The organism is Syntrophorhabdaceae bacterium (assembly GCA_036504895.1).
Lineage (GTDB): Bacteria > Desulfobacterota > Syntrophorhabdia > Syntrophorhabdales > Syntrophorhabdaceae > PNOM01.
Genome location: DASXUJ010000085.1, coordinates 1 through 21234 on the forward strand (window position 1 = coordinate 1; position 21234 = coordinate 21234).

Below are 21234 nucleotides of genomic sequence, written 5' to 3' on the forward strand. Positions count from 1 at the left end.
TTTCGATTTCCATAAAAACCCCTTTGTTATCGACTTTCCCGATAACCGGCTCGTGAGGCCTTTCTCTTTTCTTTCCCCGGGCTAAAGGAGAGCGAGGATTTCACGGCAACCTTTCCTTGATAGTCATGATCATGGCGAGCTCATCGCACTCGGGAAATTTGGGACACCTGATGCAATCGGACCAGATCTTCTGGGGGAGCTCTTTCTTATCGGCGCTATGAAAGCCGCACCTCTTAAAGAATTCTTCCTGATAGGTGAGAAGGAAGATCCTCTTTATAGAGAATGATTTTGCCTCTTCGATGCAGGCTTCCACGAGCTTCCTCCCGATGCCTTTCATTCGTGCGCCTTCGACCACGCACAGCGACCTGATCTCCGCCAGGTCCTCCCAGCAGATATGGAGGGCGGAGGTCCCGAGGAGGGTCCCGTCCTCAATATATACAATATAATCCCTCATGTTGTCGTAGAGCTCACCGAGCGACCTGGGCAGCATCTCTCCGGTCGTTGCGGACCGGTTTATAAGGGCATGGATCTTTTTTATATCTTTAAGCGACGCCTTTCTCAGCATTGCACAACATCTCCTCCGCCCTTTGAAGGGCTTTCTCCGTCACGCTGGCCCCGCCCATCATGCGTGCAATCTCCGGGACCCTCTCTTCCTTCGAGAGCCTTCGGATACCCGTTTTGGTGCCGTTCCCCTGATGGCTTTTCTCCACCAGGTAATGGTGCTCGCCATAGGCGGCGATCTGGGGAAGGTGGGTGATGCATATGACCTGATGCTCTTTCGCGAGGCTCCGGAGCCGTTTCCCGACCATATCGGCCACCCGGCCTCCGATTCCCGCATCCACCTCATCGAAAATCAGCACCTTCTCCTTTTCCCCGCCGATCACCCTCTTCATGGCGAGCATGATCCGCGAAAGCTCTCCCCCTGAAGCGACTCTTCGTAAGGGTTTCAAGGGTTCGCCGGGGTTGGTGCTGATCAGTAGTTCTATCTCATCCGAACCTTCCTCGTCAATATTGCCTTTATCGGATAGGGCGATGCGGAAAAGGGCATCTTTAATGGAAAGGAGGCCCAGCTCGCGGACAATCGCCTCCTCGATGGGCGGCACTCCCCTGGCCCGCCTGTCCGAGATGGTACGGGCAAGGTCCGTCACTTCCTTTTCCAGCCGTTCCTTCTCCTTGCTAAGGTCGGCGATATTTTCCGACAAGGTGGAGAGGTAGGCGAGCCTTCGACGCGCCGAATCCTCGAAACTCATTATCTCGTCATAAGTCTTTCCGTATTTGTTTTTTAACTGGAATATCTGGGAAATCCGTGCTTCCAGGGTTTCGAGCTCCCTGGGGTCGAAGGCCGCGGTTTTCTCCAGTCTCTTCACGTCAGACATGATGTCCTCCACCTCGAAGGAGAGGGACTCCATGCGGTCCTTCAGCTTATTCACGTCCTCAATCGCGGAAAAAGGCTTGAGAAGCCCCATAAGAGTCTTCAATGTCACCTGTATCGATTGGTCGCTTTCGTAAAAATTATCGGAAATCGTTTCGAGGGCGCTCGTTATTTTTTCCCCATCCTTGAGGAGTTTGAGGCGCTCCCGGATCTCCTCCTCCTCGCCTTCTCGTATCCCCGCTTTTTCAATCTCATCGATCTGGAATTCAAGAAGGTATATCTCCTTCTCCCGCCCCGACCTTTCTCCTTTCTTCACCTCGAGCTCGGCCTTGAGGCGCTTCAGGAGAGTCACTTTTTCCGAAAGCCTTTCCCGCTCGGACGTGAGGCCGAGCATGGTGTCGATAATGGCGATATAGCTCTCCTTATCGAGGAGGTGCTGAAATTCATTCTGGCCGTAGATATTGACGAGCCGTCCGGCCATCTCCTCGAGCCTGCCCAGGGTGACGGGCTCGTCGTTGAGAAAACCCCTGGACCTGCCGGCCCGGCTGATGATCCTCTTGACGATATATTCTTCCCTGCCTGCGAAAAAATGGGCCGAGACTTCGGCCTGGGCGGTGTTGCTCCTTACCATATCGGAGGGGTTTTTGGGATTGGTGAGGGTAGAGAGGGCGTTTATGATGATCGATTTTCCCGCCCCGGTCTCGCCGGTGATTACATTAAGCCCTTCTCCGAATTCTATGCCCAGCTCATCGATGATCGCAAAGTCCTTTACCCGGAGGTAAGTGAGCATTCTCTACCTTTCCCCCCACTTGAGCTTCGTTCTCAGGATCTCGAAATAACCCTTTGAAGAGGATTTTATGAGCTTTACCGAATGGCGCGATTCCTTGATGATCACATCATCCCCATATTCGAGGGGGAATCCGATCTGGCCGTCGAGAGTGAGCACTACCCGCTCGTCCTTCGATTTCAGCGCGGCCTTGATCACCACATCCTTAGGCAAAATAATGGGCCGGTTCGTGAGCATATGGGGCGATATGGGGGTGATAATGATATTCTCCAGAGACGGGTAGAGTATGGGTCCTCCCGCTGCCAGGGAATAACCCGTCGAGCCGGTGGCCGTGGAGAGGATGAGGCCGTCCGCCTTATAGGTGGTGAGGTACTCGCCGTCCACATAGGTCTCTATATCGATAATTCGGGCAATGGCATCCTTGGTGATGACCGCGTCATTGAGCACGGACAGCTCGAAAACCTCGTTGCCCCCCCGCCTGACGCTCACGTCGAGCATGATCCTTCTCGACATTTTATATTCGCCTTTCGCGACACGCGCGATCATGAAGGGCAGCTCGTCGGAGCGTATCTCCGTGAGATACCCGAGGCTTCCGAGATTCACGCCGAGGATGGGGACGTTCTTTCCCTTGAGGCTGCGCGACACGGAGAGGAGGGTGCCGTCTCCCCCCAGGACCATTATATAGGATGCCCCTTCGCCGACATGCTCCCGCTCGATCTGTTTGTCATAACCGATGGCCCGGGCGGATTCTTCGTCAAGGACGATGTCGTTCTCCGTGCCAAAGGTCCCGATAATCTCGGAGGCCATTTTTATCGCATCTTCGTTACGCCGCTTGCAGACGATATGGATCGTGGTCTTCTTTTCCATCACCTTTTCTTCCGGACTGCCCCTCGATTTTATAACCCCCGGCGGGGCCTGTCGGGCCCCTCGATTCTCACTGGTAAACCATATAGAATCATTAACAGATCAGGGGGCATAAAGTCAAACCAATACGGGGGAAAGGGGTGAAGGTTATGAAAAGAAACCCTATTTTTCTTTCAGACGTCGCGACAGTTCCGTGAGCAGTTTAAAGGCATTTTCCACGGTCGTGCTCTTATCCGCGTTGAGGAGGTTGCAGGTGGCGGGGGCGAGGATCGATTGGCCTTCGATCGTTGCCCTGTCGAGGCCTTTTTCCTCCAGAAGGAGCCACATTTTTCGAAGCCTTTCTGCCAGGCTGTCCACGCTTTCCAGACATAGCTCTTCGTGCCAGGTGGGCACGATGCCCCAGCTTATGATGCCTCCTCTCTTCATGAAATCAATTACCCGGTCATAGGTCACGAACACGTCTCCGAAGGCATAGGCATTGAAAGAGAGGACCTCTATGTTGAGGGCAAGGAGAAAGTCCCAATCGGGCCGGCCGCAAAGGTGGAGTCCCCGCGGCCCTTCGATGGCGTCGAAGAATTCCGTCAGCTCCCGGCGCGCTTTGAGATTATCGTATCCACACATAGCGCTGAATATGAATTCGAGCCCGGGATCGTCGATCCAGACGAAGGCATGGGGGTTTTTCCCCGCCAACTCCCTGTACTGCACGTTCGCCTTGTTCCTGATAAAGGAAAAGGCGACGCCGCGCATCTCATCGTTATAGACGATGGGCATGCCCTTCTGGTCCGTGATTTTCAATGCGAGGCTTACGGGGCTTATAATCTGACCCCGAATGGAGCGATATGAGGACAGATCGGTCTCGAGAAATTTCCTGTAGACAAGGGAGTACGGGTCGGACAGGGCAAGGAACTCCGGGTCGTCCTCCTTTTCCAGATATTCCGGTATGGCGTCAATAAAAGCGTCCCCGTCCACATAAAGCCGGCCCGCGGCCTCATCCATCACAAGTCCCGGAAAGCCCTCCAGGGCCTGCACGTACATATCCTCGCGAAAGGACACCCGGGGAAGCTGGGGCCAGAAAGGGATATCCATGGTGAAGGCGAGCCTGAGCGCCTCTTCCGGATCCTCATGGGGCATGATCCCCATGGCGGTAGTGGCCAGGTCGCCGGAGAAGCTGAGGTGGTGGAACATTTAAGATCAGTACCAGATGGGGGGAGGTAAAGTCAATGGCATCGGCTGTTCTTAGCGAGCGCCCTTGTGCACCTTTTCCAGCGCCTCGATCAGGTCTTCCAAGGGTGGTCTCTTGTTTATGTTGTGGATATCGATATAGCGGATGATGCCTTTCTTGTCTATTATGAATATGGCACGCTCGCTGGTGCCGTTGTCCCGGAGGACGCCGTATTTCAGCGCCACCTGACCATGAGGGTAGAAGTCGGAGAGTACCGGGAACCATAGTCTCCCCTCTTTGGACATCAGTTTTGTCCAGGCATAGAGGGTGGGGATGTTATCTACCGTAATGCCGATTAAAGTGGCCTCGTTCTTATCGAACACATCCTCCATGAGGTTGTATCCGGGCCACTGGGCGGAGCAGACGGGGGTCCAGGCCGCCGGGACGAAGGAGATGACCACGTTTTTCTTTCCCTTGTACTGGAGCAGAGAGATAGTGCCTCCGCCCACGGCGGGGAGGATGAATTCAGGGGCCTCCTGGCCCACCTTCAGGACAGGGGTGCTCTCTTTTGGTTTTTGCGTACCCAGATCATAGACGTAATCATTGAGGTCCATGCACTGGCTGCCCGCCGTGGCGACCAGGGGCAATACGAGAAAAGCCACGCCCAGGAAGAAGGCGATGAATCGGGTCTCTCTCATTTTTGCCCTCCTTTGAGATCGGATGCCTCGATAATATCCGCCAGGAAACGGGCCGGGCTGTCAAACGCCCCTGCTTCGAAATAGAAGATCTCCTCGGAGCCTTTGCCGTCGACCTTCACTCCGATAAAAGTGGGTGTGCCCTTCACCTTCAGAAGCCTTGCAATACCCATATCCTCATCGGAAAAGAGGGGGAAGGGGACACGGAACTTTTCTTTGAAGGTCCTGACTTCATACGCGCCGTCGCCCATGCCGATGCCGATCATGGTAACCCTCGCCTTCAGGTCCGGCCTTGCCTCTATCTTCCGGTATACCTGCTCCACCCCCGGTGCCGCTTGCTGGCAAAAGGGGCAGTAGAAGCTGAAAACCTCGATGATCACTATACCCGGTTTAATGTGCCCCACCCGGAACTGCCCTGAGCCGGAGAGGCCGAGATAGCTTCTTTCCTGCTCGTTCAAAGGCACGGGAAGCTTAAAAAGGGGGAAAGAGTTGTTTGGAGGCGCCGGTTTCGCTGTTTTTATCAACGGACCGGCGGAATCCGCCCGGGGGGCTGCACACAGAATCAAGAGGAGTGCCGAAAAAATGCAAAAAAGAATACCTGCTTTTCGTGTAAAGCCAGTCATGGAGCCTCCGGGGTGCTGCCTTGGTTGCCCTTAAGGGACGCGAAGCCTGTATATTATCAGTATAGTATCTTAAGCATTGCGCTCCTGACGGTCAACCGCGATCTATCGACATGGGGATTAGCGTGAATTATAGCGGGGGGAATGCAAAACTCCCGTTATTTATTGTAGTTTCTGATAGTATTGATATCGAGGAGCTGGTAATGGAGGGCTGAGCCTTTGCTCGCTTTTCCTCCCTTCACGCCCATTATCCTGATCTGAATCTCCTGAGGGGTGCAGTTCATCTCTTGAGCGAGCCGCTCTTTTGTCTCCTTTATATCCCCCGGCTCATACACGTCGAGTGATACCTCGCAGATTACATTATCTTCGTCAAGCATGAATATGATGCGTCGGTCTTCAGTTTTCATCCCAATTGTCGTTTCCTCTCACCCTGACGATAGCTCCGAGTGCTTTCCCTGTTATGAGTTTATCGCGGCGCGGTGCTAATACTTAATACTTTTGGCATTCGAAAATCAGGCCTTCTCATCGGGCGCTCTATCCCTTTAAGCACCGGAGCCGCGAAAGGGCGGGAGGAGCACCTCTTTTGCCCCGGAAAATATACGGGTTACCAGGAAGGTCTTTCTTTTACTTGTACACAGGTAAGGCAGTAGAGGGCACACTGATGTGCATGCAACAACGGCGTTCCGGTACCCGCGTGCGGTACTCGAGCGCTTTTTTTGTGATGTCGAGACGGAGGCGTCTTTATCCAGAGTTGGTGAAAAGACGCCTTCTTTTTATTTAAAAACAGGAGGTATTCAATGAAACGACTTACTGCTCTTCTCTTGGTTCTTTTGTGTATCGGATGTGCGGGGATTCTCAGTGCGGAAGAACGGTCGGCGCCCCAGATCCCGGCGGTACAGGCAGGGGCAGCGGCTCCCGCGCCCCAGGCAACAGCGCCCGCTCCGGCGGCGCTGAAAATCGACTCGGGCGACACGGCATGGGTGCTCATATGCTCCGCCCTCGTCATGCTCATGACCCCGGGTCTCGCATTCTTTTACGGAGGAATGGTGGGTCGAAAGAATGTACTCGGTATCCTCATGCAGTGTATGATCCTCCTCTGTATCGTGAGCGTCCAGTGGGTACTCTATGGCTATAGCCTCGCCTTCGGCCCTGAAAAGGGTTTCTGGGGAGGTTTTGCCTGGGCCGGGCTCTCGGGGGTGGGGCTCGAGCCGTATAAGGATTATGCGGCCACTATCCCTCACCAGGCATTCATGATCTTTCAGGCCATGTTCGCCATAATCACCCCTGCCCTTATCATCGGCGCCTTTGCCGAGAGAATGAAGTTCTCCGCCTTCGTGGTCATCATGATCCTCTGGGCCACCTTCGTCTATGACCCTGTCTGCCATTGGGTCTGGGGCGTGGGAGGCTGGCTCAGGGAGATGGGCGCCCTCGACTTTGCAGGCGGCACGGTAGTCCATATCAACGCAGGTATCGCGGCCCTCATGACCGCCATCTTCATCAAAAAAAGGAAAGGCTCGAACCACAAGGCGATTTTGCCCCATAACCTCCCCTTTACCGTCCTCGGCACCGCGCTACTCTGGTTCGGCTGGTTCGGCTTTAACGCGGGAAGCGCCCTGGCGGCCAACGGACTCTCGGTAAACGCATTCGTCGTCACCAATACGGCGGCAGCGGCAGCAGGCCTCACATGGGCGATTATAGACTGGATCTTCAATGAAAAGCCTACCATGCTCGGCACTGCTACCGGCGCGGTGGCGGGTCTTGTGGCGATCACTCCCGCGGCAGGATACGTGAGCGCCCTTTCGGCACTCATGATCGGCGCACTGGTGAGCATCTTCTGTTTCTTCGCCGTAGCCTGGATCAAACCGAAATTCGGGTACGACGACGCCCTCGACGTCTTCGGCGTCCACTGCGTGGGCGGGATATGGGGAGCCCTCGCCACGGGACTCTTTGCCTCCAAGGCCATAAACCCGGATGGAGCGAACGGCCTCTTCTTCGGTAACCCGAAGCAATTCGTGGTCCAGCTCGTGGCGGTCCTCGTGACCGTGGCATACAGCTTCGTCGTGAGCTACCTCATTTATAAAGTAGTCGACATGGTCATGAAAGTGAGGGTAACGGAAAAAGACGAAACCCTGGGCCTCGACCTGAGCCAGCACCACGAGAATGCGTATACGGTGTTGGAGTAACGTGTGATGCGTGTAAAACGGGAAGGCGTTAGAAGAGAAATCGGAAAACGTGTAATCGGAAAACGGGGAAATGCGAAAAAACCTAAAAGCCCTTTGAAGTTGTAGCTCGCACGGCGAGCGAGAAGGGGAGGCTCCACGGGCTTGGCCCGTGGACCAACAGTAGGCGCTTTAAGCGGGGGGCGACGCGAGCCCCAATAATTGACTGCAAAAGGAGGAAAATAATGAAACTTATCATAGCCATTATAAAACCGGATAGGCTGGAAGCGGTAAAACAGGAATTATACAAGGCTGATATAAACCTCATCACCGTAAACGAAGTACTCGGCCACGGCAGGCAGATGGGGGTGACCGAAGTCTACAGGGGCGCCCGGGAAATGGGCAACCTCCTCAGGAAGATCCGTCTCGAAATTGCCGTGAACGACAACTTCCTGGAGCCCACGATCGCGGCCATCGTAAAAGGAGCCCAAACCGGAGAGGTAGGAGACGGCAAAATCTTCGTCCTCGACCTCGCCGACTGCGTCCGAATCCGAACCCAGGAGCGGGGAGGAAAGGCGATAGGATGAAGCAGTCGCTAGTCGCTAGTCTCTAGTCGCTAGTAAAAGAGAAAAGCCGTAGTGAACTCAATGAGGATGGCTGCCGGCGCTGAAAAGCGTCCGGCAGCCATTTCTGTTCACTAACGACTAGATACTAGATACTAGAGACTAATTATCACTTTTTGGGTTAACAAAAAGCGATAATTGTTACTCGTACCTACCAAGGTCTCACGCAGACGTGGCGACCGTAACTTACCCTCATCGACCCCGAGGGAAACTCAACAGCGTAGTTCAAATCAGTCAAAGAGATTATAGACTGGGGGGCTGAACATTCAGCCCCGGAGATAAGGGTGTGCCGCTCATCATGAGGCGATCCTGTGCCGTAGAGGCGAGGGGACCACACTTTTATCCTCCACAAAATTACCCGGAGGTGACTTGGTGAGGAAGGTCGTATTTGTGTTGGTGCTGGTGATGGGTCTCCTGATCGCAGGGGTCTCGCTCGCTCAGAATTCGGAAGTAGTGCCCCCTATGCAGACAGTGGCGGCGGGTGCGGCGTCATCCCCTATCGATACGGGGGATACTGCCTGGATGCTCGTATCCATAGCTCTGGTGATGCTCATGACGCCTGGGCTCGCATTTTTTTATGGGGGTATGGTGCGGCGCAAGAACGTGCTCGGGGTCCTGATGCAATGCTTTATTGCCCTGGGCCTGATTACGGCGCAGTGGATCCTCTTCGGGTACAGTCTCTCCTTTGCGCCCGCGAAAGGTTTCTGGGGCGGCCTTCAGTGGATGGGTCTGAGCGGGGTCGGCTCCATGCCGTTTAAAGAGTATGCCCCCACCATTCCCCACGAAGCCTTCATGATGTTTCAGGCCATGTTTGCCATAATCACACCGGCCCTTATCATCGGCGCCTTTGCGGAGAGGATGAGGTTCGCGGCCTTCGTGATCTTCAGCATCCTCTGGGCGACCTTTATCTACGACCCAATCTGCCATTGGATGTGGGGCGTGGGGGGATGGCTCAGGGAGATGGGCGCCCTCGATTTCGCGGGTGGAACGGTGGTGCATATCAACGCGGGCATGGCGGCCCTGGTGGCTGCCCTCGTAATAGGAAAACGGGACGGGTATATGAACAGACCGGTCCCGCCCCATAACCTGCCCTTTACCGTCCTCGGCACCGCGCTCCTCTGGTTCGGCTGGTTCGGGTTCAACGCGGGAAGCGCCCTCGGCGCGAACGGGCTTGCGGTCCACACCCTTGTCGTGACCCACACGGCCGCGGCAATCGCGGGGATCACCTGGGCATGCCTCGAATGGGTATTCAACGAAAAGCCGACCATATTCGGCACGGTCACCGGATCGATCGCGGGACTCGCCACCATTACACCCGCATCGGGATTCGTGACAATCGCCGCGGCGGCGCTTATCGGATTCGCCGCGAGCGTGGTCTGTTATGTCTGCGTGGCCCTCGTAAAGCCGAAGTTCGGATATGACGATTCTCTTGACGCCTTCGGCGTCCATGGAGTAGGCGGCATCCTCGGCACTCTCGCGGTAGGCATTTTCGCCTCGAAAGCGGTCAACCCCGCGGGAGCGGACGGGCTGCTCTACGGAAACCCGAAGCAGCTTCTCATCCAGCTCATAGCCGTGGCAGTGACCATGGGATACAGTTTTATCGGAAGTTACATTATACTTAAAGTAATCGACCTGTTCTTAAAGGTAAGAGTGGGCGAGAGAGACGAAATAATAGGCCTCGACCTCACCCAGCACCATGAGAATGCCTATACAGTGCTCGAGTAAGGCGTTAAGGCGGGTGATGTGGGTGAAGCGTGTAAAGCGTGTAAAGAGGAAATCGGAAAAGGTGTAATGGGAAAACGAGATGCGTGTAATGCGTTAAAAGCGAAAATCGGAAAACGTGTAATCGGAAAACGAGGATGCGTGTGAAATGTTGAGTGAAAGGACTGAAGAGACATTTTGTCCCACGTGCCGTAGCTCGCACAGCGAGCGAGAAGGGGAGGCTCCACGGGCTTGGCCCGTGGAGGGGGCGACGCAAGCCCCATTGATAGTGCGACGTGAGCCCCAATAATTGTGGACGCGAGCCCCATTAAATTGTGCAAGGAGGAAAATAATGAAACTGATCATTGCCATAATAAAACCGGACAGGCTTGAAGCGGTAAAACAGGAGCTTTATAAGCGGGATATAAACCTCATGACCGTGAGCGAGGTTCTGGGTCATGGTCGGCAGATGGGTGTGACTGAAATTTACAGAGGGGCAAGGGAGATGGGGAACCTCCTCCGGAAAATCCGTCTCGAGATCGCGGTAAACGAGGATTACATGGAGACTACCATCGAAGCGATTGTAAAAGGCGCACAAACGGGCGAAGTGGGAGACGGCAAGATATTCGTCCTCGAACTCGCCGAATGCGTCCGGATCCGAACGGAAGAAAGGGGTCGGAAGGCAATCGGGTAGAAGCAGTCGTTAGTATATAGTATATAGTCGTTAGTAAAAGACATACTGACTCATGGAAGTGGCCACGTGGCGGAAAGCGCCCGACAGACACCTTTGTTTCGACTATAGACTATATACTGGTTAATGGAAGGCGGTTAACGTATTGAAAGATTTTTTTACTTGTAGTATGGTACTTACCATAACCCGCACAAAGAAGTGCGTGAACGTCATGACCCTCGCCGGCCTTAGAGGGTTGTTCAGGCAGATCGAACGACGCCGTTCAAAGCAGTCAACGTCTTATGACTCGTACGAATTAATTTTTATCGAGGTGAAAGAGGATAAGATTTTTGTTCCCCAAGCCTTGAAAGGAAAGACCTTGCGGTCCGGCATCAGTCCCTCGGTTTTCAGGGATGGTCCCGGGTACGCGAAAAAGGAATCAATGTTCCGTATTGTATCCTTTCCCATTCAAGGGAGAGGTAAGATATAGGGGTACATATTCCACACATGGAGGAAAGTATGGAGCTTACAGAAGTCTTCGGTTCTAATGTATTTAATGACAAGGTGATGAAAGAGCGGCTGCCCAAGCAGATATATAAGGCGCTGAAAGAGACGATCGACAAGGACATACCTCTTAGGCCTGAAGTCGCCGATGTCGTGGCGAATGCGATGAAAGATTGGGCTATCGAGAAGGGGGCCACCCATTACACCCATTGGTTCCAACCCCTCACAGGGATTACTGCTGAAAAGCATGATTCTTTCATATCTCCTGCCCCGGACGGCAGTGTAATCCTCGAGTTTTCCGGAAAACAGCTCATCCAGGGCGAGCCGGATGCCTCTTCCTTCCCGAGCGGCGGCCTGCGAGCCACCTTCGAGGCCAGGGGATATACCGCATGGGACTGCACGTCGCCGGCATTTCTCAAGACCGATGAAGCGGGCAATGTGACCTTCACCATCCCCACCGCCTTCTATTCTTATAACGGCGAAGCCCTCGACAAGAAGACTCCTCTGCTGAGGTCCATGACGGCGGTCTCCAAGCAGGCATTGCGCGTTCTCAGGGCACTCGGAAATAAGGCCTCCGCCAAGGTCACCGCTACCGTAGGCCCGGAGCAGGAATATTTTCTGGTCGATAAGAAGTTCTACCTCGACAGGCTCGATCTCATGCTTGCGGGAAGGACCATCTTCGGCGCTCCCGCCCCTAAGGGTCAGGAGCTCGAGGACCAGTATTTCGGCTCCATCAAGGACAGGGTCTCCGATTATATGAACGACCTCAATATGGAGTTGTGGAAGATGGGTATTACTTCGAAGACCCAGCATAACGAAGTGGCCCCTGCCCAGTATGAGATGGCCCCTATTTTCGGCACCACCAACATTGCGACGGACCACAACCAGCTCGTGATGGAGACCATGCAGAAAGTGGCGCTGCGCCATGACCTCGTGTGCCTTCTCCATGAAAAACCGTATGCAGGCATTAACGGCTCCGGTAAGCATAACAACTGGTCTCTTTCCACCGACGACGGCCTCAATCTTCTCGAGCCCGGCAACACTCCCGGCGAGAACGTCCAGTTCCTTCTTTTCGTGAGCGGCCTCATCAAAGCCGTCGATCTCCACGCGGACATCCTGAGGGCGACCTGCGCAACCGCGGGCAACGATCACCGTCTCGGCGCAAATGAGGCGCCTCCCGCCATTATCTCCATTTTTATGGGCGAGGAGCTGACGGGAATCCTGGAAAAAATCGCAAAAGGCGAAAAGATCACCACGAAAGACGCCCAGTTCGTAAAGGTGGGCGTGGATACGCTGCCCCCCATCCCCAAGGACAATACGGACCGGAACAGGACCTCTCCTTTCGCCTTTACAGGTAATAAATTCGAATTCAGGATGGTCGGCTCGGCCCAGTCGGTCGCGGGATCGAATGTGGCGCTCAACACGATCGCGGCAGAGGCCTTCGATGAAATCGCCACCCGCCTCGAAAAAGCAAAAGACAAGAATGCCGAGGCAGCGGCTATCATCAGGGATATCTATAAGAAACATAACCGCATCATCTTCAACGGCAACAACTATTCCGACGCCTGGGTAGTCGAAGCCGAGAAGAGGGGGCTTCCCAATGTGAGGAATTCCGTGGATGCCCTCAAGGCCTTCGTCACCACCAAGGCACTTAAACTTTTCGAAAAATATGAGGTCTTTATCCCGAAGGAACTCCATTCCCGTTATGATGTGTATGTGGATGCCTATTCAAAACAGATCAATATCGAGGCCATGGTGGCAATCGACATGACGAAGCGGCAGTTCCTGCCCTCAGGCCTCGAATATGCCACCTTTCTGGCAGATTCCATCGCCACTTTCAAGAGTCTGGCGGTCAGCGCGTCCGTGCAGGCGGATATATTGAAGAAGCTCAACGGCGTGCTCTCATCGGCCTACAAGAACATGGCGAAGCTCGAAGGCGCCGTCGCCAAGGCTCAGGCAACCGGGGACGTGGCAAAGCAGGGCGAGGCTTACCGCGACAAGGTATTCCCCGCCATGCAGACCCTCAGGGCAGACGTGGATGCCATGGAGCTGATGGTGCCGAAGGACATGTGGCCGGTACCGACCTACGCCGACCTCCTGTTTAAACTGTAATAGCCGCAAAGCCCCTTGAGGGGCAGAGTAGAATAGTCACCACGGCCGCCCGATAAGGAAGAGATTCATGAACCCCCGCCTTATCGGGCGGCCTTTTGTTCCCATTAACGGCGGTTTCTCGGGGCCGCAGCAAATCATTTCAGGAAAGGATGCCATGAACCCCGGTAAGGGTGGTTGTGAAACGTCCCCGGACTGATTACATTCTTTTCATTATCCATGATTACGGAGGAATAGATGGGCCAGAAAGATATCCTCATCGCCTTTGACGGCTCGGAACACGCTCTCAGAGCGGTGACATACGCGGCAACCCGGTTCGCGCTCAAAGACGTCAAAATAACGCTCCTTTACGTGCTCCCCAATATACCCCCGGAATTCTGGGATGACGGGCATATATTGAGCACGGCAGAGAAAGAAGAGAGACAAAGGGTAGTCGACCGCTGGTTCGCAAATCAGAAAGCGGTGCTTTTGCCCCTTTTCGGGAAGGCCCGCGGGATATTCAATGAAAACGGTATCGGCAACGAGCAGGTCGAAGCCAAAATGGTGAGCGATGTGACGGACGTAGCCGAGGCTGTTCTTGAAGTGGCGACGGCAGGGGGATACGGGACTGTCGTAATCGGGCGGCGACCCGCGACACACAAGGCGCGGGGCTTTGCGGGCAGCGTAGTGACGGCCCTGCTCAACAGGGCGCACGGGCTCGCCGTCTGCGTGGTGGAATAAAAAGGGCGCGGGAGACCACCCCCGCGCCCTTATAGAATTAAATCTTTATTCGATCTTCTGCCACGTCTTATCGGGGTCGAATTTCTCGATCTTCGTGGCGATCTTTCCCGTATTTTTCCCGAGATTTTTCTGATAGACCACTCCATTCTGGTTGACCATAAAGGTCATGATCCCCGAGGAGCCATACCTTGCCGGATATGCCACCATGGCAAATCCACCGAGCATATTACCATCGAGTATGTAACTGAAGGTCCCTCCCGATGCGTTCTTCCCCTGGGCGAACAGTATTTTGTAATAGTAGCCGTGGTAGGGCACGCTCTTCTCTCCCGGCTTCGGGGATGAGTAGCCTTCGGCCCTCGCGGCTGCCATAAGGGGGCCGAGGGGGCTCGGTTCTTCGCCTTCCTTTGCATCCCAGTAGAGTCCGTCCTTTTTTCCCGGATCGCTCAGGAACTTTTGGGCGTATTCAAAAAGCCCGTCCCGGTCGAGGTCCCTGAGGGCAAATTCCCTCTGGGCATCCACGTAGGCGAGGCACACCTGGATCACGTTAAGCTCGTTGCGGCCTATCCTCCTGTCGATCATCTCCCGGCGGCCGGCCCTGGTGTCGAAGACCCATGAATTACCTCTCTTCACCACGGGGATGGCGAAAGGCCAATCTTCACTCCCTACGTAAAGCAGGGCCTTTCGGTCGCCCACTTTTTCTATACGGTTTTTTTCATCGTATCCCTTCAGGAACCGCTCGCGCTGGAGCCGGTCGTCCACCTCGTCGCCTGAATTGATGAGATCGGCATTTCCCCGGCCGTATATGGCGACAAGGGTTTTCCGGTCATGGGCCTTCAGGGCTTCCACCATCGCCTTGACCGCCTCCTCGGGAGAGGAGAAATGTCTCTGTTTTGTTTCCTTCCCATAAGCGGCCGAAGTATGAAGAAGGGAAAAGGCCAGGATAAAAGAGAAGAGAAAAGCGAAACTGACAAGGAGCGCGAGTCCCCGATTTCCATGTCGAACCGTACGAATCATATGGCAATTCCTCCTACCGTTATTTGAGACCAATCTTTTGAATATCTTTTAGCGGTGTCCCCCGCCGCCTCCGCCGCCGACGTGACCTCCGCCGCTGTGACCTCCACCGCCTCCGGCAGGTGATCCTCCGCTACCCGCGGGTCTTCCGCCGCCTCCGCCGCCTCCGGGGGCACGACCCATGCCGCCTCCTCCTCCGCCTGGAGGACGACCGACGGCACCTCCGCCACCTCCGCCCATGCCGGGCGGACGGCTCATGCCCGGGCCTCCGGGTCTTGCCGCACCGGCCGGCGGACGGCTCATGCCGGGCTGACCGGGTTGGCCCATCCGTCCCGTTCCCGAGGGACGACCGGGGCTCATGCCCGTTCTCGGCGAAGTCACTGCTTCCCGGCTCTGACGGCCCCGCTCACTCTGGATCTGCGCGTTACGGCCGCTCACACCCGGAGCGCCGGGTCTGCCCGGCGCGGACGGACGTCCTCTGAAGTCTGCGGTATGTCCCGGCACGCCTCTCGGTCCCTGACCGTATCTTTGAGCGGTCCCCATGTCTCTGTATGCGACTCCGCGCCTGTGAACCGCGTCGTGGTGCCACGCGCCACGTCCTCCGCCTCCATAGCGATTGACGTAGACATTGCGGTTTATGCGATGATTAAATCCCACGTTCTGATATACGTTCAGGCCAACGTGATGGTGCCGCCATCCGAAGCCTCCCCAGGCCCATCCCCAGGCAGCCCCCAGGGCGACCCCTATGCCGAAAGAGATGATACCGCCCACTATCACGGCCCCGACAGGGTAGTACGGGTAAGGGGGATAGTCCGGATACCACCACGGACCGTAGACGACCATGGGGTCATAGACAGGCACGTACACCACCTGGGGCTCTACGGGTTCAATCACGATGGCCGGCCCCTCGGTGATCACCCTCTGTTGGGCCGTGTTGGTGAGCGTACCCTGTGCCTGCGCCGCGGCCCTTAGTTTTTGCACCGTATCCATGACCTGGTCCTTCTGGCTCAGGAATGCATCACCAAGTCTTTGGGTCCAGTCCAGCCTCTGGTCCATCATGGCCAGGACGGAGGGGAAATTCGCCAGCGACTTTACGCTGGGGTCCCACGGCTGCTGGTCCAGGGCGGTTGCAAAGGCGTCTCCCTGAAGCTGCCTGTTGGCGCCGAGCCAGCGGTTCGCCTCCACAATCTCGATGGGATAGGTAGCGGCCATAAACACCTGGACGAGGAGCGAATCGGGATAGAGTGCGATCGGTGCGAGCATCTGATCGAGCTCTTCCTGCCTGAAAAGCGGCGGGGGAGATGTTTCTCCCTGTGGGGGAGGAGGAATCTCGGAAGGCTGAGAGAATACCCCCTGGGGAACCGCGATGAGTAGCACAAGGAGCCACACGAGTGTTCTGACACATATTTTTAGGGTCATAGTCTCTCCTCTTTACAGAATATTGCCCTGTTTCAGGATTGTCCATCCTTCTGCGGAGGATATTGATGAGTGGTCGATGGTCGATGTTTTCCCGTTTCCGATCATACCAAAGCATAATCCTCCGAAGAGAGGTCGGTCAAGGCTTTCTTTCCGGTCGACCGGCCATGGGCCGACGTGGGGACCGCGCGGTTACCACGTCCAAAGGTCACATAACTTGTAAGAATATAGGAGCGGAAATAAGTAACGACGAGTGGGTCCGCTATTTCCGTTCCGGGCTTTGAACCGAAGTCCGGTGGACATGTTCGGCACGGGGCGTCATCCCCGATAGATGCACAAATAGTCCCTTTAAGGGACATGGGGCGGCAAAGGAGGTTGAAGATGAAGAGGAAGATACTTATCACCAAGCACATAGAAAAAGAAGGGGGAGGTCTTATTGAGGACTTCTTCAGAGAGGACGGCTGGGATGTGGCCGTTGTCGAGTTGGGGAAGGGGGAGGAGCTGCCGGACTCGATCGACGAATATGGGGCGGTTTTTGTCATGGGCGGTCCCATGAATGTCTACGAAACATCGCCTTATCCCTTTCTTGAGAAAGAAGAACGTGTGATCCGGAAGTGCCTTATCGCGGAAATCCCTCTTCTGGGCATCTGTCTGGGAGCTCAGCTGCTCGCGAAGACATGCGGGGCGAGAGTGAGGAAGGCGAATCATAAGGAGATCGGCTGGTACAGGCTTTCCCTTACCGAAGAGGGCACGGAGGACGAGCTGTTCAAGGGGCTGTCCCGCACACTGAATGTGTTTCAATGGCACGAGGACACCTTCGAGATACCCCACGGAGGAACTCTGCTGGTCCACGGAAGAATCTGCAGAAATCAGGCATTCAGGGTCGGCCGGAACGCCTACGGCCTCCAGTTCCACCTTGAAGTCACCGCTGCGATGATCGAGGAATGGCTGAAGGACGAGCCCGATAAGGTCATGGGGCAACAAATTCTGAGCGACGGGGCCATGGGGTATGGGGAATTCGAGGCCCAGGCCCGTAAATTTCTCTCCAATTTTAAGGACCTTATCGAGTCCTCGCTGAGGAAGAGAAATATCATGGACATATTTACGGAGGATGAGTTGGGGAAGAAACAAGAGTCCTTCGCCGGTTAAAAAAATACCCCACGCCGGCCCTGACGCGGGGCAAACAACCGGGGGACTTTTATGGTTAACGAAATCATTGACATAGGTCATAATATGCTGTTACAATAATAGCCGATTCGGCACAACGGGGTGCATGATCAGAAGAGACGAAGGCGTCCGGGAAGGGACGCCTTTTTTCATCAAGGACGAAAAATTAAGAAGGGACGATTTATGGATCAAAAGAGCGCCGGACTTAACATTTCCATCTTTTTCTGCCAGCAGTTGGACCCGGAGCAGGACACGCACAGGCGAAGTCTTGAAAAGGAGCTGGGAGGGGGGATAAAATTTTTTCCCCTGCCCTGCAGCGGCCGGATCGACCCGCTTCACCTTATGAGGGCCCTGGAGGCGGGGGCGGACATGGTCTACCTTGTCACATGCCCGGAAGGGGCCTGTCGTTATCGTGAAGGTAATACCCGCGCTGCCAAGCGCCTCGCCTATACCCAGGGTCTTATCGAGGAGATCGGGCTTGAGCGGCAGCGCCTCGAGCTGGTCGTAACTACGGCGGACTCACCGACCACGGTAGACGCCCTCGCCAAAGCATTTCTCGCCCGGGAAGCGTGCGTCGGGCCTTCTCCTGTGAGGGGAAAATAGATTTTGGAGGAAAAAGTGGCTAATTACGAAGGAGTAAGAGCATGATAACAGCCGAAAGAAAGCCTTTAACAGAGATCAAGGAGATGATCGCGCCTTACAAGAAGATCCTGGTGGTCGGGTGCGGAAGCTGCGTGGCCGAATGCGCAGCGGGAGGAGAGAAAGAGACGGGGCTGCTTGCTTCGGCGCTTCGCATGGACGCCAAGGCATCAGGCCGCGAGATCGAAGTGAAAGAGATGACCCTCGACCGTCAGTGTGTCTATGAATTTATAGATCAGCTGACCGAGGTGATCGATCAGTTCGATGCCGTCCTCTCCTTAGGGTGCGGCGCGGGCGTGCAGGCGGTTGCCCGGGTTTTCCCCAAGGTGCATATCGTCCCCGCCCTCAATACCACTTTTATCGGAGAAACCAGGGAAGCCGGTGAATGGGTGGAAAATTGCCGGGCCTGCGGCGACTGTAAGCTCGGCTTCTTTGCCGCCGTATGTCCCGTCACGCGTTGCGCAAAAGGACTTTTCAACGGTCCCTGCGGCGGGTCGAAAACCGATCGCTGCGAGGTCGATCCTGATACCGAATGCGCGTGGCAGCTCATCATCACGAGACTCGATGAAATGGGCCGCCTTGACCTCCTCCGAAAGGTTCATCCCCCTGCGGATTGGTCGAAACAGCAGGGAAAGGGACCGAGGAAAATCCATAGGGAGGACCAGAACACGTGAAAACTGAAAGCCAGCTCAAAAAGGTTCTTATGGGAGGACATTTCGCCGTTACCGCCGAGTGCGGTCCCCCCAAAGGAGCCGATCCCGAGGCAATAATAAATAAAGGAAAGGTCCTCAAGGGCCATGTGGACAGCGTCAATGTCACCGATAACCAGACGGGAGTGGTGCGTCTTTGCAGTCTGGCCGCCTGCGCGATACTGAGGGCGGAAGGGCTCGATCCCGTGCTCCAGATGGTCACCCGTGACCGTAATCGCATTGCCCTTCAGTCGGACGTGCTCGGGGCATCGTCCCTGGGAATCCGCAATATCCTTTGCCTTTCCGGCGACCATCAGTCTTTCGGCAACCAGCCCCATGCAAAGGGAGTCTTTGATATCGATTCGATTCAATTAGTCCAGACGGTCCGCAGGATGAGGGACTTAGGCGAGATCATCGGCGGCGATAAACTCTCCGACGGGCCGGACCTGTTTGTGGGCGCCGTGGCGAACCCCTTTGCGGACCCGTTTAAATACAGGGTAACGAGATTGGCAAAAAAGGTGGACGCGGGAGCGGAGTTCGTTCAGACCCAGTGCGTCTACAACCTCGCGCGGTTCAAGGAGTGGATGGGCCTCGTGAAGGATTACGGTCTCGAGAAAGAGGTCTTTATCCTGGCAGGCATTACTCCGTTGAAATCAGCCCGCATGGCCGAGTACATGGCAAAGCAGGTGGCGGGCATGGACGTGCCCGAGGCGATCATCGACCGCATGAAAGGGGTGGCCGCAAAAGAGCAGCGCGCGGAAGGCGTGAAAATTGCGGTGGAGACCATCGAGGCCCTGAAGCAGATGGAAGGGGTGAGCGGGGTCCATATTATGGCAATCGAGTGGGAGGACGTGGTTCCCGGGCTTGTCGAGAAGTCCGGCCTTCATCCCAGACCCCTGATCTAAAGAATTTGCGAGAGGAAATACCGTAAGGAGTAACAACATGCCCCTTAAATATCATATCCAAACCGGCCAGGCGCCGAACAGGTTTCAATCGATCACCCGGTCGGGTGTTATCGCATGGGAAGAAGGGTGCCTCAAGTGCGCCCGTTGCGTAAAGAAAGAATGCGTCTACAAGGTATACGAGAAGCGCGGTATCGATTCACGCCAGATGCTCGAATCCCTGGACAGCATGTGCAAGGACTGCTTCCGCTGTGTGCAGAACTGTCCCAACAGGTTGATCCAGAAAGGGCTCAACCCCAGCTTCAAGGTCTTGGGCGACGCCTATTGGACGCCGGAGATCATTGCCGCTCTCTGGTCTCAGGCGGAGGCGGGGAAAATACCCGTTTCCGGCGGAGGATACGGCGGGGCCTTCTCCGGCCCCGGCTACGATTCAATGTGGACCGACATGTCCGAGATCGTCCGCCCCACGAGAGATGGAATACACGGCCGTGAATATATCAGCACCACCGTCGATCTGGGACGCAAGGTGATGGCCCTTCAATTCGACGAAGCAGGGGCGCTCCTCACCGAGACGCCGCCCCTGGTGGAGATACCGCTGCCGCTCATCTTCGATATACTCCCCTGGTCACCGCCGAGGGCGCGCATCACCATGGCCTTCCTCGAGGGGGCGAAAAGCCTCGGCACCTTTGCCGTAGTCCGTCAGACCGATTTCAAGGACGATATGGCGGGCTACCTTTCCCACATCATGCTCCTTCTTGACGGGAATTTGGATGACCTCGACCCCGCAATGGTTAAAAAACTGCGCCTGATAGAGGTCCCTTATACGGGAAAAGCCCTGGAAATCCAGGCGAAACTGAAGGAAATAAATCCGGATATCGTCGTCGCCATAAGGCTCGCGCTGGGGCCCGACGCCTCCGAGACCGTCTATCGCCTCACTGTGGACGGGGCGGAAATAATTCATCTCATGGCAGACGAATTTGGCAGGGAAAGGGGCGAAAACCCTCTTTTTGTAAAAGACCGGACCAAGGAGATTCACCTCAGCCTCGTGGAGCGGGGCGTGAGGGACCGGATCACGCTTATCGTGGGTGGAGGGATCGCCATGGCCGAGCACGTGGCAAAACAGATCATCTGCGGCGCCGATGCGCTTACCGTCGATATACCTCTGCTCGTGGCCATGGAATGCAGGGTGTGCCGGCGCTGCAAGGAAGGCATCGACTGCCCCGTCGATCTTCACGAGGTGAATCCCGCGTGGGGCGCAGCCCGGATCCGCAACCTCATCTCGGGGTGGCACAGTCAGCTCCTCGAGACATTGGGGGCCATGGGTATCCGCGAGGTAAGGCGGCTTCGTGGGGAAATGGGCAGAGCCATGTTTTTCGAAGATCTTGAAAAAGAAATTTTCGCCGGAATGGGCAAAAGGGGTTGAT

The 21234-nt window shown here is 55.5% G+C and carries 20 protein-coding genes; 11 read left to right on the forward strand and 9 right to left on the reverse strand.

Features of this window, described 5'->3' with window-relative positions; all coding sequences use genetic code 11:
- Positions 1-100: 100 nt before the first annotated feature.
- From VGJ94_11815 to VGJ94_11845, 7 genes are all read right to left on the reverse strand, one after another.
- On the reverse strand, positions 101-565 hold the full coding sequence (locus VGJ94_11815) for an N-acetyltransferase (protein ID HEY3277300.1): 465 nt from the start codon (positions 563-565) through the stop codon (positions 101-103).
- Entirely contained in the window at positions 543-2162 is a 1620-nt protein-coding gene (gene recN, locus VGJ94_11820; GenBank protein HEY3277301.1) for a DNA repair protein RecN, read from the reverse strand. The genes VGJ94_11815 and recN overlap by 23 nt, the downstream gene beginning before the upstream one ends.
- A gap of 3 nt (positions 2163-2165) precedes the next feature.
- A complete protein-coding gene (locus VGJ94_11825) occupies positions 2166-3026 on the reverse strand; it encodes an NAD(+)/NADH kinase (protein ID HEY3277302.1) in 861 nt (286 codons plus the stop codon).
- 159 nt (positions 3027-3185) lie between these two features.
- Entirely contained in the window at positions 3186-4208 is a 1023-nt protein-coding gene (locus tag VGJ94_11830; protein HEY3277303.1) for a hypothetical protein, read from the reverse strand.
- Positions 4209-4259: 51 nt separating this feature from the next.
- Positions 4260-4883, reverse strand: a complete 624-nt coding sequence (locus VGJ94_11835; protein HEY3277304.1) for a redoxin domain-containing protein — start codon at positions 4881-4883, stop codon at positions 4260-4262.
- On the reverse strand, positions 4880-5404 hold the full coding sequence (locus VGJ94_11840) for a TlpA disulfide reductase family protein (GenBank protein ID HEY3277305.1): 525 nt from the start codon (positions 5402-5404) through the stop codon (positions 4880-4882). Before VGJ94_11840 ends, VGJ94_11835 begins: the two co-directional genes overlap by 4 nt.
- A gap of 254 nt (positions 5405-5658) precedes the next feature.
- Positions 5659-5907 (reverse strand): hypothetical protein, encoded by a 249-nt coding sequence (locus VGJ94_11845; GenBank protein ID HEY3277306.1) that lies wholly within the window; start codon positions 5905-5907, stop codon positions 5659-5661.
- Between the two features lie 390 nt (positions 5908-6297).
- Between VGJ94_11845 and VGJ94_11850 the strand changes: the two genes are divergently transcribed.
- The 6 genes from VGJ94_11850 (at position 6298) to VGJ94_11875 (ending at position 13986) form a co-directional block, all read left to right on the forward strand.
- Complete coding sequence (locus VGJ94_11850) at positions 6298-7683, forward strand: ammonium transporter (GenBank protein HEY3277307.1); 1386 nt, start codon at positions 6298-6300, stop codon at positions 7681-7683.
- A gap of 221 nt (positions 7684-7904) precedes the next feature.
- Positions 7905-8246, forward strand: a complete 342-nt coding sequence (locus VGJ94_11855; protein ID HEY3277308.1) for a P-II family nitrogen regulator — start codon at positions 7905-7907, stop codon at positions 8244-8246.
- A 408-nt stretch (positions 8247-8654) separates the two neighbouring features.
- A complete protein-coding gene (locus VGJ94_11860; protein ID HEY3277309.1) occupies positions 8655-10007 on the forward strand; it encodes an ammonium transporter in 1353 nt (450 codons plus the stop codon).
- A 328-nt stretch (positions 10008-10335) separates the two neighbouring features.
- Positions 10336-10677 (forward strand): P-II family nitrogen regulator, encoded by a 342-nt coding sequence (locus tag VGJ94_11865; protein HEY3277310.1) that lies wholly within the window; start codon positions 10336-10338, stop codon positions 10675-10677.
- A gap of 495 nt (positions 10678-11172) precedes the next feature.
- Positions 11173-13269 (forward strand): glutamine synthetase III, encoded by a 2097-nt coding sequence (locus VGJ94_11870; GenBank protein HEY3277311.1) that lies wholly within the window; start codon positions 11173-11175, stop codon positions 13267-13269.
- Between the two features lie 234 nt (positions 13270-13503).
- Positions 13504-13986 carry a universal stress protein gene (locus VGJ94_11875; GenBank protein ID HEY3277312.1) on the forward strand — a complete coding sequence of 161 codons (483 nt, stop codon included), beginning with the start codon at positions 13504-13506 and terminating at the stop codon, positions 13984-13986.
- 45 nt (positions 13987-14031) lie between these two features.
- Here the strand turns inward: VGJ94_11875 and VGJ94_11880 are convergent, their stop codons facing one another.
- Positions 14032-15000 carry a DUF2950 domain-containing protein gene (locus tag VGJ94_11880; protein ID HEY3277313.1) on the reverse strand — a complete coding sequence of 323 codons (969 nt, stop codon included), beginning with the start codon at positions 14998-15000 and terminating at the stop codon, positions 14032-14034.
- A gap of 48 nt (positions 15001-15048) precedes the next feature.
- Positions 15049-16416, reverse strand: a complete 1368-nt coding sequence (locus tag VGJ94_11885; GenBank protein HEY3277314.1) for a DUF3300 domain-containing protein — start codon at positions 16414-16416, stop codon at positions 15049-15051.
- A gap of 378 nt (positions 16417-16794) precedes the next feature.
- Here VGJ94_11885 and VGJ94_11890 point away from each other — a divergent pair, with 378 nt between their 5' ends.
- The 5 genes from VGJ94_11890 (at position 16795) to VGJ94_11910 (ending at position 21233) form a co-directional block, all read left to right on the forward strand.
- On the forward strand, positions 16795-17562 hold the full coding sequence (locus VGJ94_11890) for a type 1 glutamine amidotransferase (protein ID HEY3277315.1): 768 nt from the start codon (positions 16795-16797) through the stop codon (positions 17560-17562).
- Between the two features lie 201 nt (positions 17563-17763).
- Entirely contained in the window at positions 17764-18183 is a 420-nt protein-coding gene (locus VGJ94_11895; GenBank protein ID HEY3277316.1) for a hydrogenase iron-sulfur subunit, read from the forward strand.
- 41 nt (positions 18184-18224) lie between these two features.
- The gene (locus VGJ94_11900) at positions 18225-18893 is read left to right on the forward strand and encodes a methylenetetrahydrofolate reductase C-terminal domain-containing protein (GenBank protein HEY3277317.1); all 669 of its coding nucleotides are present in this window, start codon (positions 18225-18227) and stop codon (positions 18891-18893) included.
- Complete coding sequence (locus tag VGJ94_11905; protein HEY3277318.1) at positions 18890-19813, forward strand: methylenetetrahydrofolate reductase; 924 nt, start codon at positions 18890-18892, stop codon at positions 19811-19813. The genes VGJ94_11900 and VGJ94_11905 overlap by 4 nt, the downstream gene beginning before the upstream one ends.
- 37 nt (positions 19814-19850) lie before the next feature.
- Positions 19851-21233, forward strand: a complete 1383-nt coding sequence (locus VGJ94_11910) for a glutamate synthase-related protein (GenBank protein ID HEY3277319.1) — start codon at positions 19851-19853, stop codon at positions 21231-21233.
- The last annotated feature ends 1 nt before the right edge of the window (position 21234 follow it).

Bases quoted from the DNA above. Each gene is read 5' to 3' on its own strand.
- VGJ94_11845 (HEY3277306.1), bottom strand. From the start codon at position 5,907: ATGAAAACTGAAGACCGACGCATCATATTCATGCTTGACGAAGATAAT.
- VGJ94_11885 (HEY3277314.1), bottom strand. From the start codon at position 16,416: ATGACCCTAAAAATATGTGTCAGAACACTCGTGTGGCTCCTTGTGCTA.
- VGJ94_11890 (HEY3277315.1), top strand. From the start codon at position 16,795: ATGAAGAGGAAGATACTTATCACCAAGCACATAGAAAAAGAAGGGGGA.
- VGJ94_11850 (HEY3277307.1), top strand. From the start codon at position 6,298: ATGAAACGACTTACTGCTCTTCTCTTGGTTCTTTTGTGTATCGGATGT.
- VGJ94_11910 (HEY3277319.1), top strand. From the start codon at position 19,851: ATGCCCCTTAAATATCATATCCAAACCGGCCAGGCGCCGAACAGGTTT.
- VGJ94_11875 (HEY3277312.1), top strand. From the start codon at position 13,504: ATGGGCCAGAAAGATATCCTCATCGCCTTTGACGGCTCGGAACACGCT.
- recN (HEY3277301.1), bottom strand. From the start codon at position 2,162: ATGCTCACTTACCTCCGGGTAAAGGACTTTGCGATCATCGATGAGCTG.
- VGJ94_11870 (HEY3277311.1), top strand. From the start codon at position 11,173: ATGGAGCTTACAGAAGTCTTCGGTTCTAATGTATTTAATGACAAGGTG.
- VGJ94_11830 (HEY3277303.1), bottom strand. From the start codon at position 4,208: ATGTTCCACCACCTCAGCTTCTCCGGCGACCTGGCCACTACCGCCATG.
- VGJ94_11900 (HEY3277317.1), top strand. From the start codon at position 18,225: ATGATAACAGCCGAAAGAAAGCCTTTAACAGAGATCAAGGAGATGATC.
- VGJ94_11865 (HEY3277310.1), top strand. From the start codon at position 10,336: ATGAAACTGATCATTGCCATAATAAAACCGGACAGGCTTGAAGCGGTA.
- VGJ94_11855 (HEY3277308.1), top strand. From the start codon at position 7,905: ATGAAACTTATCATAGCCATTATAAAACCGGATAGGCTGGAAGCGGTA.
- VGJ94_11835 (HEY3277304.1), bottom strand. From the start codon at position 4,883: ATGAGAGAGACCCGATTCATCGCCTTCTTCCTGGGCGTGGCTTTTCTC.
- VGJ94_11825 (HEY3277302.1), bottom strand. From the start codon at position 3,026: ATGGAAAAGAAGACCACGATCCATATCGTCTGCAAGCGGCGTAACGAA.
- VGJ94_11880 (HEY3277313.1), bottom strand. From the start codon at position 15,000: ATGATTCGTACGGTTCGACATGGAAATCGGGGACTCGCGCTCCTTGTC.
- VGJ94_11895 (HEY3277316.1), top strand. From the start codon at position 17,764: ATGGATCAAAAGAGCGCCGGACTTAACATTTCCATCTTTTTCTGCCAG.
- VGJ94_11815 (HEY3277300.1), bottom strand. From the start codon at position 565: ATGCTGAGAAAGGCGTCGCTTAAAGATATAAAAAAGATCCATGCCCTT.